Annotated in this window: 13 protein-coding genes; 1 reads left to right on the plus strand and 12 read right to left on the minus strand. The window is 37.5% G+C overall.

Annotated elements, in window-relative coordinates; all coding sequences use genetic code 11:
• The first annotated feature begins 77 nt into the window (after positions 1-77).
• Positions 78-1,364, plus strand: a complete 1,287-nt coding sequence (locus tag BACINT_RS09550; protein WP_007662596.1) for a DEAD/DEAH box helicase — start codon at positions 78-80, stop codon at positions 1,362-1,364.
• Positions 1,365-1,377: 13 nt separating this feature from the next.
• Here the strand turns inward: BACINT_RS09550 and BACINT_RS09555 are convergent, their stop codons facing one another.
• From BACINT_RS09555 to BACINT_RS09610, 12 genes are all read right to left on the minus strand, one after another.
• Positions 1,378-2,175: a DUF4738 domain-containing protein gene (locus tag BACINT_RS09555; RefSeq protein ID WP_007662604.1), complete on the minus strand. Its 798-nt coding sequence runs from the start codon at positions 2,173-2,175 to the stop codon at positions 1,378-1,380.
• A gap of 21 nt (positions 2,176-2,196) precedes the next feature.
• Positions 2,197-3,510 (minus strand): UDP-glucose dehydrogenase family protein, encoded by a 1,314-nt coding sequence (locus BACINT_RS09560; RefSeq protein ID WP_007662606.1) that lies wholly within the window; start codon positions 3,508-3,510, stop codon positions 2,197-2,199.
• Positions 3,511-3,515: 5 nt separating this feature from the next.
• Entirely contained in the window at positions 3,516-4,064 is a 549-nt protein-coding gene (rfbC, locus tag BACINT_RS09565) for a dTDP-4-dehydrorhamnose 3,5-epimerase (RefSeq protein ID WP_007662608.1), read from the minus strand.
• A 4-nt stretch (positions 4,065-4,068) separates the two neighbouring features.
• Positions 4,069-5,448: a capsule assembly Wzi family protein gene (locus tag BACINT_RS09570; protein ID WP_007662610.1), complete on the minus strand. Its 1,380-nt coding sequence runs from the start codon at positions 5,446-5,448 to the stop codon at positions 4,069-4,071.
• A 61-nt stretch (positions 5,449-5,509) separates the two neighbouring features.
• Positions 5,510-6,130: an exopolysaccharide biosynthesis polyprenyl glycosylphosphotransferase gene (locus BACINT_RS09575; protein ID WP_007662612.1), complete on the minus strand. Its 621-nt coding sequence runs from the start codon at positions 6,128-6,130 to the stop codon at positions 5,510-5,512.
• Positions 6,131-6,186: 56 nt separating this feature from the next.
• Positions 6,187-7,284, minus strand: coding sequence for a glycosyltransferase family 4 protein (locus tag BACINT_RS09580; protein ID WP_007662613.1), 1,098 nt, complete (start codon positions 7,282-7,284; stop codon positions 6,187-6,189).
• The gene (locus BACINT_RS09585; RefSeq protein WP_021967698.1) at positions 7,281-8,303 is read right to left on the minus strand and encodes a radical SAM protein; all 1,023 of its coding nucleotides are present in this window, start codon (positions 8,301-8,303) and stop codon (positions 7,281-7,283) included. The genes BACINT_RS09580 and BACINT_RS09585 overlap by 4 nt, the downstream gene beginning before the upstream one ends.
• A gap of 39 nt (positions 8,304-8,342) precedes the next feature.
• Positions 8,343-9,533: a glycosyltransferase gene (locus BACINT_RS09590; protein WP_007662615.1), complete on the minus strand. Its 1,191-nt coding sequence runs from the start codon at positions 9,531-9,533 to the stop codon at positions 8,343-8,345.
• Positions 9,534-9,544: 11 nt separating this feature from the next.
• Positions 9,545-10,438, minus strand: coding sequence for a glycosyltransferase (locus BACINT_RS09595; RefSeq protein ID WP_007662616.1), 894 nt, complete (start codon positions 10,436-10,438; stop codon positions 9,545-9,547).
• The gene (locus tag BACINT_RS09600; RefSeq protein ID WP_007662617.1) at positions 10,404-11,411 is read right to left on the minus strand and encodes a glycosyltransferase; all 1,008 of its coding nucleotides are present in this window, start codon (positions 11,409-11,411) and stop codon (positions 10,404-10,406) included. Before BACINT_RS09600 ends, BACINT_RS09595 begins: the two co-directional genes overlap by 35 nt.
• Before the next feature lie 11 nt (positions 11,412-11,422).
• Entirely contained in the window at positions 11,423-12,733 is a 1,311-nt protein-coding gene (locus tag BACINT_RS09605; RefSeq protein WP_007662618.1) for a lipid II flippase MurJ, read from the minus strand.
• Positions 12,708-13,892 (minus strand): hypothetical protein, encoded by a 1,185-nt coding sequence (locus BACINT_RS09610; protein WP_007662619.1) that lies wholly within the window; start codon positions 13,890-13,892, stop codon positions 12,708-12,710. The genes BACINT_RS09605 and BACINT_RS09610 overlap by 26 nt, the downstream gene beginning before the upstream one ends.
• Positions 13,893-13,896: the final 4 nt, after the last annotated feature.

The raw sequence follows: 13,896 nt of genomic DNA on the forward strand, positions 1-13,896 counted from the left end.
GAATGGATTGCAAAGTCGCTTCATTCTTTTGTGTTAATCACTTTATTTCCTATCTTTGCGGCTAAATAAAAAGAAACATGAAGTTTTCCGAACTACAACTGAATGATCAGGTGCTTGATGCACTGGAAGCCATGCGCTTCGACGAGTGCACACCTATACAAGAGAAATCCATCCCCGTTATACTTGAAGGCAGAGATTTGATAGCCGTAGCACAGACCGGAACTGGTAAGACAGCCGCTTATCTGCTGCCTGTATTGAATAAACTATCGGAGGGTAACCATCCGGAAGATGCTATCAACTGTATTGTTATGTCGCCTACGCGTGAGTTGGCACAGCAGATAGACCAGCAGATGGAAGGTTTTTCTTATTTTATGCCTGTCAGTAGTGTAGCTGTCTATGGTGGTAATGACGGAGTACTTTTTGAACAACAGAAAAAAGGGTTGATGCTGGGAGCTGATGTTGTAATCGCTACTCCGGGACGTTTGATTGCTCATCTTAGTTTGGGTTATGTTGATCTTTCGCGTGTCTCTTACTTCATTCTTGATGAAGCCGACCGTATGCTCGATATGGGATTCTATGACGACATTATGCAGATAGTGAAATACTTGCCCAAGGAACGGCAAACAATCATGTTTTCTGCCACCATGCCTGCCAAAATTCAGCAACTCGCTAACACTATCCTCAACAACCCTGCTGAAGTTAAACTTGCCGTTTCCCGTCCAGCTGAAAAGATCGTACAGGCAGCGTATGTTTGTTACGAGAATCAGAAATTGGGTATCATTCGCAGCCTTTTTGCTGAGCAGACACCGGAACGCGTTATTATATTTGCTTCATCCAAACTGAAGGTAAAAGAGGTGACGAAAGCTCTAAAAATGATGAAGTTGAATGTGGGTGAAATGCATTCAGATCTGGAACAGGCTCAACGTGAGGAGGTGATGCATGAATTTAAAGCCGGACGTGTAAACATTCTGGTCGCTACAGACATTGTGGCACGTGGTATTGATATTGATGATATCCGTCTTGTGATCAACTACGATGTTCCCCATGATAGCGAAGATTACGTTCACCGTATTGGCCGTACAGCACGTGCTAATAATGATGGTGTTGCTTTGACTTTCATCAACGAAAAGGAGCAAAGCAATTTCAAGCAAATAGAGAATTTCCTGGAGAAAGAGATTTATAAGATAGCTGTACCCGAGGAGTTAGGCGAAGCACCTGAATACAAACCACGTAGTTATGATGGCAGAGGCAAGAGAAACTTCCGCTCGTCCAAGGGAGGCAGAAATACAAATAAAGGTGCTGGGAATAAGAAGAAAGGCGGAACTCCAAAAGGAAGAAATGGTAGAGCTCCTGAAAAGAAATAATGGTGAAGTTTTATTACTCCACCATTTTTATATGTAGCTCTTTATCAGCATCAATAGTCAGGTCCACAAGGTGGTAAACGGAGCTTTCCGGAATACGGAGCGTAGCTTCATAGTGATAGCCTTTTCCATTCACTCCCATGAAATCCATATCAGTAAGGATCATTTGGCTGAGTACTTCTTCCGGGAAGACAGTATGGAACATTTTCTTGGTTATATCTTGACCGTACAGTAAATTCTTGCCTTCATAGACACAGATATGAATCACATTGTCGTAGTATACATTATCGATACCAATTCCTTCATCTGAATAGGTAGTCCTGATTACCTTCATCTTGGAAGGATTAATATAGACGTATCCCCGATAACGTGTTCCTTTATACATTACCACACTATCCTTTTGCACCACTTCAGAGATAGTGGGAATGGCTTCCGCTTTCTGACTGGAGAATGACAGTGTATCTTCCGGGTTTTCTGACTTATGCAATTTCACGATTTCATCAGAAAGCGAATGGAACCAGAAACTGTATTCTGTCTGCCGGTCTATTTTATAAGCTATAGGGGTATTACCTCGTACATATATTGTGTCGCGAAGTACCTTGCAATAAACTGGAATATTTTGAGGGTCGACATAATAAATCGTATCACCGCTAATACGCATTAACGGCATATCCGTCTCGTCATCTATCCAGATACCTTGCAACATTTCCTTTGCGGTCAGATCTTCCTTGCTGGAAGTCTCTCCACTTTTGACGTTATTGCAAGATGTCAGCACAATAACGAGCACTATAGAAATAGTACCCCACTTTATCATAACTCCCTCTGTTTTATGTTCTTAATGTCCGATGCAATAATAAATAAATCCTTGCTCTTCCATTTCTTTTTTATCATAGATGTTGCGCCCGTCCAGCACTACAGCTCGTTCCATTGTTTTTTTGATAACTGCCCAGGACGGTAACCGGAACTCCTTCCATTCAGTAACCAGCATCAAGGCATCAGCATCAAGTACGGCATCATACATGTCTCTTGCATAGTAAATGCTCTCTCCTATCCGGCGGCGGCATTCGTCCATTGCAGCAGGATCGTAAGCACGCACTTTACATCCGACTTTAAGCAATTTATCTATCAAGACCAGTGAGGGCGCTTCGCGCATATCATCGGTTTCCGGTTTAAAAGCCAGCCCCCACAAAGCAATTGTTTTACCTTTCAGGTCATTGTCGAAATGCTTGCAAAGCTTATCAAAAAGGATACTTTTTTGCAGTTCGTTTACTTCTTCTACTGCATGCAACACACGCATTTGGTAGCCATTTTGTTCAGCGGTTTTAATGAGTGCTTTCACATCTTTTGGGAAGCAAGAACCTCCATAACCAATACCGGGATAGAGAAACTTACGACCAATACGGGTATCCGAACCAATACCGCTACGCACCATGTTCACATCCGCACCTACCAGTTCGCAAAGATTAGCTATGTCATTCATAAAACTGATGCGGGTGGCGAGCATTGAATTAGCTGCATATTTAGTCATCTCGGCAGATGGAATATCCATAAATATAACACGGAAATTATTCAGCAAAAACGGCTTGTAAAGCTTGCTCATCAGCTTTTTTGCACGTTCGGACTCTACTCCTACTACTACTCGGTCGGGACTCATGAAGTCATTAATGGCGTTACCTTCTTTTAGAAATTCCGGATTAGAAGCTACATCGAATTGAATGTTAATGCTTCGTTTATCCAATTCTTCCTGAATAGCAGCGCGTACTTTTTTAGCTGTGCCAACGGGAACTGTGCTTTTGGTAACTACCAATATGTACTTCTGCATATTCCGGCCAATAGTACGGGCAACTTCAAGTACATAACTAAGGTCAGCGCTTCCATCTTCATCAGGAGGAGTACCAACGGCACTGAAAATGACGTCCACTTCATTCAGGCAACTTTCCAGCGAAGTTGTGAAGTGTAGGCGTCCGGCTTTCACATTCCGGTTTACCATTTCTTCCAGACCACTCTCATAGATAGGAATGATACCTTTCTTCAGTGCTTCGATTTTCTCACTGTTCGTGTCTACGCAAATAACGTTGACACCAATTTCTGCAAAACAGGTTCCAGTCACCAGACCGACATATCCTGTACCGACAATAGCTATCTTCATACTCTTTATTCAAAATATACTGCATCCTTAAAAAGAGGAGCAGCTTTATCTTTAGGAGATAATAGTAAATGTTCTTCGGCAACCGGCCAGTCAATGCCTATCGTTTCATCATTGAAGCGGATGGATGCTTCTGCCTGTGGAGCGTACACATTATCCACTTTATACGTAAAAATAGCTTCGTCGCTTAATACCAGAAAACCGTGTGCAAAACCACGGGGAATGAAGAACTGGCGTTGGTTCTCTTCACTCAGTTCCACGCTGACATATTTGCCGAACGTCGGGGATGTCCGCCGCAGGTCTACTGCCACATCCAGAACTTTTCCTTTAATGACACGTACCAGTTTCGACTGGCAGTATTCTCCTTTTTGATAGTGTAGTCCGCGTAACACGCCAAAAGAGGATTTCGATTCATTGTCCTGAACGAAATGTACATCACCTATGTGCGCTTTAAAATCTTCCTCTTTAAAGGCTTCCATAAAATACCCGCGTTCGTCGCGAAACACTTTTGGCTCAATCAACCATACGCCATCAATTTCCGTCTGTATGTAATTCATTTCTTTAGAATATTTTTCGTACTTTCAACTGGCAACCTAAATTGTCGCCATATATCTCTCCAGTATCAAAAGCGATAGAAGCATTGAACCTCCATCCCTTCCATTTACGAGGAGTATAGATAATTGATGCAAAAGTAGAAAAATTTTCTAATATATCAGGTATAGGTTTGAAAGGAGTTCCCCAAGTTTTGTTATATGACAGTTTTGCGAGGTATGTCCATTCACTGCTGATGTCTCCACTCCAGCCTAAATGCATAGCTCGTACACGATTATATTTGAAGGTCATATCGCCATCTTTGTTGTAAATAGGAGAAGCTATCAACGGATTGGCCATGCTCATCCCCCAATGTACCCAACCGGGATACCAATCATTATTATAGTAGTCATCGGCTCCCCCTGTCTTCTTTACCTCACTGAAGTCTAACCCATGCATCGGACCACTTTGGTTGGTAGTTTGATAATATTCCAGAACGAAACCACTGATAGCTTGCTTATGATTGGATTTATACTCGACTCCCCACAATCCGTCAAATCCATTGAGCTTACCCATTCCGCTGAAATCATCGTAATAGTTTTCCATATAGGCACTAATTGAGAAATCATTGTGACGATAGGTCATCCGGATATGCTCACTGCCCATAAAATTACCTTGATAAGCTATCTGTTCACCCTCCGGACTACTGTCATCTCCATGAGTCGGGATAAATACTTTGAAATAATCTTTCCAACTATTTCCCAAATCTCCTGCATCTATTCCGGCACTTTTGTAACCGCCAAATTGTACATCCAGGCTCATACCTAAATCCAGTTGCCATTTACCTTGTGGTACACCGATGCGGAGAAATCCACTCTTGTGATGGTATTTGATACTCTTGGTATACCAGAAATCTTCTCCAACCTTTTCTTCTTGGTATTTATTGTCAGTAAACCATCCGTATGATATTTCTGCTTTCAAGGCAAGGCGTGGCAGTATCTGTACATATTCAGGAAGGCCTATCCATACTTGCGGAATGGGTCTTGCATTTCCTGACCAGAGTAATCCTCCGCTACTTAATTCTCGGTTTAATAAAGGGGAATTAATCTCTTTACTACCAATAAGTAATCCTATCCATTTGTATCGAATATCTGCGTATGCCTGTTGCAAAACAAAGGTAGATGTAAGTCCTGCAGCCACTGCCATGTCCAGTCCACCTTCCAACCTCCATTGGCGGATTGTATCTGTATAGAAAGCACCACCTCTAAAGTAAGTATTATTGTCGATAGAGGAAAGCCCATGCTGATTACTTACTTGCCATAAAGGAGTATTATCGCCCGTGTGGACAGATGCTCCATATTCAACGAAAGATGAAACATTCTGTTGTTTCAGGCCATTTTGTGCTGTCATCACGGAGGATGCAGAGAAACAAAACAGGATTGTGAGTATGTAGCAGACTTTACGCATAGGCTTATCGAAATATGATTTTCGCTGTGCTCAGCATTATTCTTAGGTCTAATAAGAATGACCAATGCTCAATATACCATATATCATATTCCACTCTTTTCTTCATCTTGTCTAACTTTTCCGTTTCACCACGCAAGTTGTGTATCTGTGCCCAGCCCGTTATTCCCGGTTTCACCATAAGCCTTTTGTTGTATTCAGGAATAATATTGCAATATTGCTCCGTGTGTATCAGCATATGAGGACGTGGTCCTACTATAGACATATCTCCTTTGAGAACATTCCAAAATTGAGGTAATTCATCAAGACTGGTGATACGTAAGAAACGCCCGAGAGGAGTGATACGCGGATCTTCATGAGATGCCTGCTGTATATCAGCTTCACCATTTGGCAACATAGAACGGAATTTATAACAGGTAAATACTTTCCCATATTGTCCATGTCTTTTTTGTGAAAAGATTATTTTACCAGGCATCATTATTTTGATGCAACACCCAATAATGATATAAGCCAGTGGATATATAAGAATCAAAACTATCGATGCAAATATAATATCGAGAGTTCTTTTTATAAATTGGTTACCTTTCCGTTGCAGCGGAAAATTATATAATGGAGACTGTATATTCATTCTTAAAATATAGCGTACTTTGAATTATAGAACGGTAAACTTTTGCCTATATTGTTTTAGACAATTAAAGAATCATAGATTTCTTTAGTCTGTTGAGCAATGTGATGCCAACTATAAGATGATAGATCATAAGTAATCCGTTTGCTCTGAGATATTTCTATCTTTTCTTTTAGGGTGTGAAGCAAATTAGTAAAATCGCCATTTCTGAAATAACATTCATCAGGCAGTCCTATTTCTTTGTTGGCAGGAATATCACTTGCCAGTACCGGGCAACCATAGCTCATCGCTTCAAGCAATGCAATAGGTAGACCTTCGTGGGTGGATGGCAATACAAATACTTTTGCATATGTATATAATTGTGCTAGTTTATCTCCTTTTATAAAACCTGTCAGGCAAATATTTTTCTGTTTCCAACATACTTCTTTTAGCTTTTGAGCATATTCATCTTGAAAGTCGGCATCTCCGGCTATTACTAATTTCATAGAAGGTGAAGAAAGTTGCGTGAAAGCTTCAACCAGTTGGTCTAAGTTTTTTTCTTTCACAAAACGTCCTACAGCCAAAACATATCCATATTCTGTCAAATCTAAACTTTCAAGATATTCTGTACCAATTACACGCGTTGGTACATTTACTCCATTGTGTATCAGCGTGACGTTTCTTTTTGCTGAATACTGATGATATATTATTTGCCGTATATGTTCTGATATTACAATTATATGATTGGCATAATAGACTCCTGCTCTTTCTCCCATACATAGTATCCACTTGGCAAAACGTCCCCATTTATCACGGTCATAATCGGGACCATGATGTGTTATCACGACTTTCATACCCAACAAACGCGCGACAGGAGTCATCAGAGCTGGTCCCACAGCATGAATATGAACGATGTCAGCTTTCACTTTGCGAGCATAAATCACAGCTTTAAAGGTATGAACAAAAGCTTCCAGGTGTTTGCTGCGGGGCGCGCTGATATCTTTAATAGCAACTTGTTTATAGATTTGTACAGAACGATCCACAGCATAGTTGGGACGACGAATGACGATGATCTCGTGTTGTTCATCCGCAATCAAGGGATAGAGTTCCTGACAATGTGTCTCTACCCCACCCTGTATGCCGGGAATACCTCTGGTACCTGTGACAACAATTTTCATTTTTCTTTATTCTCCAAGTTTATGGGATGTCCCAATAACGATTGTATTTTTTGATTTATTACCCATTTCATGGGAATTGCCACGTATTTCTTCATGACAGGGGCAGCAGTGCCTACCATCCAGCAATTTTTAGGGCAATTACGCACACAACTTCTGATGTGTTCAGCCTGTTCACTTCTCCATAGTTCTTCAAAGGAGGTCATAGTTCGGATATTTCCCATACTTTCTTTCCAGTATTTGCTTTCCAGTCCGTTACAGGGATAAACATCACCGTACGGATCTACAAAGAAGTTAACCAATCCAGCTTCGCAAGGGAGTAATCGTGGTTGCCCTTTTACATAATTGATTAACCCCCAGTTAAAATATGCACGGAACCAAGATTTGGGATGCTTCTCTTTTAGTTGCCATTCTATCAGTTTACTGAAATTTCCACAAACTTCTGTTTGGTTAGTAATTGTGTTATCTGTTTTATGAAAATAATATGAATTATGTAAGGCGGCAGTTGCGAACTCCATTCCCAACGAACGTGACAATCTATATAGAGAAAGCATATCGGCGGAATTAGAATTAGATACCGTAATGCCGAAACCTATATCTTTCACTCCCATTTCTTTAAGACGTAATAAGGTGCGGAGCCCCTTATCAAAACCTCCATTCCTCCCCCGGAGCTCATCATTTTTTAGAGACAGCCCTTCGATACTAATACGTATTCCTATTTTAGGAAATTTCTCGGCCAAACGAATGATTCGTTCTTCAAACCATCCCGAAGTAGATATAACAACACGGGGAGATTTGCGGAATGCGACTTCTACAATCTCTTCAAGATCTTCCCGGACAAATGGTTCTCCTCCTGTTATATTCATAAACTTAACTTTAGGAAGTCTTTCCATTTCCATAGGAGTTATCTCCTGGTGCTGATCTGTAGGATTTTGCCATATATTACACATCTGGCACTGCATCGGGCAGCGGTATGTAACGATGATACACATATCAGTAGGCAAACTTATAGCAGATTTCATGTATATATACTATTTATTAATTTACGAAAACATTATTTCTTATTCTACAATCTTAAGCCACTTTCGATAATATTGCTCACTAGAAAAACGTCGTAGTGAAGTGGCAGATAATTCATTTCGATTATTAGAGACAACCGTATCAAACATTTTAGTGATAAGTGCCGGCAATTCTTCATCTTGTGTAAAAAGAAGGTTACAGTTATCTGATTCTAATAATTCAGGTATTCCTCCAATATCTCGACCTAATACAGGAGTACCACAGCATAGAGATTCAATTACGCTGAGGGGATTATTTTCATACCAAATTGATGGAATAACAGTAAAGCACACTTTTCTTAAAAGATTTATAGTATCTTCCATTGTCAAGTGTCCAAGGAATACAATATTATTTGTAGTATATTTCTTCTTCAACTCTACTTCTAATGGACCGGTACCTGCAATATATAGTCTATAAGGTAGTTGGGATGCAGCCTTTAAAAGCGAATCAATTCCTTTTTCTCTTGAAAGCCGTCCTATATATGCATAAGCCTTCTCTTGTGCGGGATAAGTTGTATTTTTTATATATTCTGCTTGTTCTTCCCCTATAAAGTTACTAATAACTTGCAATTTATCTGCTGGATAACCTCCTTGCTGCATTTTCTTTGCCATAAAGTGACTGGGACAAATAAATATATCTGTCCATGCAGAAAGTTTATTCTTATTCCAATTTACGGCTTCTCCCCATGCTAATACACTTGCTAAAAGATTATTCTTCATACATTTACGAAGTATTATATTCGTTTTATTACTGAAGCAGGCCTCACAAATTTTTCCTTTGCAAAGACAATTATAGGTTGGACATATCAATTTGTAATCATGAAGTGTCCAGATCACTTTAATGCCCTGTTTCTGTGCAAGTTTGACGATCAGAGGTGAAAGATAAGAATGAATATTATTTAAATGTACTATATCTGGATGAAAATCTTTCAATAATTTTTGGACCCCATTTTCTATTCCTGTTCCCCATAAGATACGTCTGGTAGCTTCAAATTTACCAGATAGCTTAGTAGAAAAAAAATTAATTTCTTTTGCATAAAAAAATCTATTCTCATTTTCTATGTTTTTTGAATGATCCATAGCATAGAAGCGAACGGTATGTCCCATTTTGCGCAACATCTGGCCAAGATTCAGGGTATGAATGCAATCTCCGCCTCGAAGATAAAGGAATTTATTGACAAGTAGAATCTTCATAGCTTATATATTCATTTAGACCACATTTTTAGTGGTTTTATAAAGGTACTATATGATAGTCTTGATTTTATCTTAATGCAATAGTAAAAACAACCATATAGATTAATGCATACAGATCTTGAGGCAAATTTATGGGCTAATTTATATATTATAAGCTGCTTCTCATTTTCAATACCTAAATCATTGAATAGCTTTAGCAAAGATTGAAAATATGAATGTCTTCTTCTTATAAATTTAAACACCTTAAATATTTTTTTCTCTCTCTTGGGGCTAAGAAGTGTCATAGAGTGATCGTGTCTTCGCCAAAAAACTAAAGGGCAAGGAATGTAGATTATACTATTGCGATATGACGCTGAAATAGCTAACCACCAATCGTAGTAAACATCAAAGTTCCATTCATGAATTTCATTGATAAATTCCTTCTTTACCAACATTCGGTGTCCTGATACTACATTATTAAACATGATATCTTCAATACTATTTTCTGGTATATATGAGTCAAATTCAACACTTTGCTCTTTATTATAAGGAATGAGCATTCCAGAGAAAGGTATAGCATCACTATAGGCAAGTACATGAGTTCCTATTTCTCTCATCATTATTTCTATTTTCTCAGGAAACCATATGTCATCTTGATCTGATATAGCGATATAGTTGCCAGATGCAGTATCCATTAATCGCTTAAAATTATAATTGACTCCATGCTTGCCATTCGATGATATGATTTTAATATTCCCATATTTACATGCATAATCATTTAAAATGCTCATCGTATTATCCGCACTTCCGTCATCTCCTATTAGTATTTCATAAATAGGGTAAGTTTGGGCAAGGATAGAATCTATTTGCTCTTTTATATATTTTTCGCCATTATAGGATGCAAGTATGACCGATACGGTTTTCATTATGAAGTAAAATATTATAAAGTTTACTGGTATATAGTTCTTTTGAGCACTCTGATCTTAGTTTGTTATACAACGCTTTTCCTTTCGCTTTAGCAATGTCAGGGTGTTGCAAATGATACTCTATCTCTTTTCTAAATTGGTCAATATTGTTTTCACAAAGTACTCCTGTTTTGTTATCAATATATTCCTTGGTTACTGGAGTGGATGTTGTTATGACTGTTTTCTGTTGCGATGCAGCCTGGAATATAACAATGAGTCCTGCAGGTGCATCAGTATTAAGTGGAAGCATTACAATGGATGACTCTTGTAGCAATTTATTAAACTCAACCAATGATACATTCCCCAAAATGTGTATATTATCGGATATTTTAATTTTTGAATAATATTTTTGAATAAAAGTGGGCATAACCAAAGTAAATTGTACATTCGGCATACTTTGACCAATTTTTATAGCTAACTCCCAATCTCTACCATTATTTCCTCCACAAAATACTTTGGTTCCATAGTTTTTATATTCTGTTTCTTCCTTTTCGTCAAAAGGATAGACATCATGCAAAAGCATATATGAACTTTTAATTCTTAGTTGACTATTTAGTGCTTCACCATATTCTAGGGATGTTACTGTGGCTTCTACATTATTTGCTTGTAATGCTGATTTATATAAGTATGATACAATTTTATTTTTGAAAGTCGGTTTGTTTTTCAATAAGAGATTCAGAATTATGATTCTTCTTTTTGTCCAAAGTAGTTTACATACCCCCCAAAAGATAATACCCTGAAAATCATACCAAAATATTAATGTGTCGCCAGAAGAAGACTTTAGAATAGCATTCAATACTCCTTTTAGCCATGCAATCCATTTATATTTGCTATCTGGAGAATATATTTCTTCTATGTCGACTCCCTTTTTTCTCAGTGCTTCGACTATATATCCATTATTATCATGGAAATTATCAAAAACAATATAGTTCATATATTCTCAAATTATAAATGATGTATTTTCTTCTCTAATCGTTTCTGTAAATAGAGCCATATTATCAATGTGGTAAGCATTTCGATGAATATGTATACAAAACCATATCCGTTTTCTTGCCAATAATAAATGGAGACGGCATACATTATACAAGATATGATATTTACAAATACCATAATACTAATATATTGCCGAATATATCCCTGCGTGAAAAATACTTTCATATAGGCTAAACTCATAGCTGTAAAAGGCATACTGAATGTTAGTAAACCGATAAGATGAGATAGTTTATTTCCTGCTTCGATAGGCATTTTCCCTAATCCAAAAAGAGTTTCGGCAATGAAATCACGTAATAAGAATATTACTAGTGATGTAAACAAAGTGAGTAAGAATAAGCGAATTGCTATCTGAGAAGCTGATTGGTAGATTTCATTTTCCTTCCTATTGCTTTTTAAATTATTGAGTTTTATTTGTAGTACTGCTGTAAATTGTTGTATCCATGCTAAAGGAGCCTGGATGAATTTTTGTGCATAATTGATTATGGTTATGACTCCCGGTTGATAATAGGATAACAAATACATAGGAAAAGTAGAAGAAAAAATGACCACTCCCTGATTAATAGCTAGTCCAGTTATGGATTTCCATTGGGAGGAAATAACAGAAAAATCAACTAAAAAGAACTTCCACTGTAACTTCCTCCTCATGAGAATAATTAGTATTATTATATTAATTACACTGGCTATACAGCTTCCATATATCATAGATACGACACCTATTGTATTATTAAATAATAGTAAAGCAAAGATAATTCCTCCATTCAGTAACAAATTGCAAACTAAAGGTAAAGAAAAAAATTTGAATGAAACTAATATTTCTGTCAGATACAGATTGGTGGCCATAAGTATCATCAATATAAGAGATGCATAATAAATAGATATGTATTTTTTTATCTCATCTGTTGGGAAATTGGTTATTAATTCCGGTACTTTATCTCCTCCAAGACTTACAAGAAATATGAGTAAGAAAATAATAAAGATAAAGCTATACATAAAAGCATTCAGATATTTCATTTCAGCTTTTGTAGAAATAGAATGTCGTAATAGCATAGATTGTGGTATGAGGATTGAAGTTGTAATTGTCTGTATCATTCCTCCTATCATTATTACCAGATTAAATAAATAGAAATATAAGTCAGTTCCGGTATTGGCACCAAAATAATAAGCAATCAGTAAATGTTGCATGAATGCCACCCCTTTAGCCAGCACACTAAAGAAAGATGAATGAATGGCACCTTTTTTATATGTTTCGCTGTTCAACTTCATCTTTTCTTATTATCATGAGGGCTAATATTATCAAAATAAATAATCCGCGATTATGTGTAAAAGTGGAGTCTGCTATACCCTCAATAAGAAAGAATATAAAGATCATCCAGATACAGGTACTCTTTTGTATGTTTTGGGAAGCTGATTTCCGGATAATTGTATACCAGAAAAAAAAGTATAATATAGCTCCAATTATTCCAAACTGGGCTAATTCCGGATAAAAAGCATCGCAAATAAAAATAGGCATATTCTTTGATAACCCCCATATATGGTTAAGTCCATACATTTCGTAAATAGGAGAATAATATTCAGCTGATGCAAAAGTACCAAAACTTCCTAGTCCACATCCAAATGGGAAATAGTCATAAAAAATTTGTCCAGATGTAAATAACATGGCAGGCCGACTCCACATTTCGCGGGAATTCATCATTCCATCGACATAATAAATTATTATTTTCTCTTTGGCAAACCAAATGGCGAGTAGACATATAAGGATACCTGCTGCAATACTTTTCCAGTTTAAGCGCATCTGGCCGCCTAATTTAGTAAATACTATAAGGCTGATAGCCACTACCCAAAAACCGTAAAATTTAGCTCGGGTAGAGAAAAAGCCTATGGTTAGCAAAAATAGGAATATAAGGATATCACTCCATTTATAAGTGCTGCAATAAAGAAATAAAAAAGCGGTAGCAATAGCCGCAGTTGCAAAACGGGAAGGATGTCCAAACACGAAATCAATTTGACCTGATAACCCAACAATAATCAATAATCCTCCTACTATTAAACAAAGAATGCTGATAAAGTATTTTTGAGAAGATGAAAGCTGTGGAGCAATTAGGTAGGCACAATAAAATCCGAGAAAAGGTTTTATCTGAATGAGTAAATCTGTAAGAATGGCTTTCGGAATATTACTCTGTATTATAAATGAATAAATGGTATAAAAAAAGAAGATGAAAACAACAATCGTCACAGGAATCAGCTCTTTCCATGCTTTTCTTTCCCAAACCACAATGCCTGCAAATAAACATAGGAAAAGTGCCATTAATTCATCAGTATATTTAAATTCTATGAAATCATATAAGATGACACCAAAGATGTAGCCTGCCACAAGAAAGGCAAAGAATAAATTGTTTTTTGAGCAGACTAGCTGTGAAAGCATGAGA

The sequence above is a fragment of the Bacteroides intestinalis DSM 17393 genome (genome assembly GCF_000172175.1).
In the GTDB taxonomy this organism is placed as follows: domain Bacteria; phylum Bacteroidota; class Bacteroidia; order Bacteroidales; family Bacteroidaceae; genus Bacteroides; species Bacteroides intestinalis.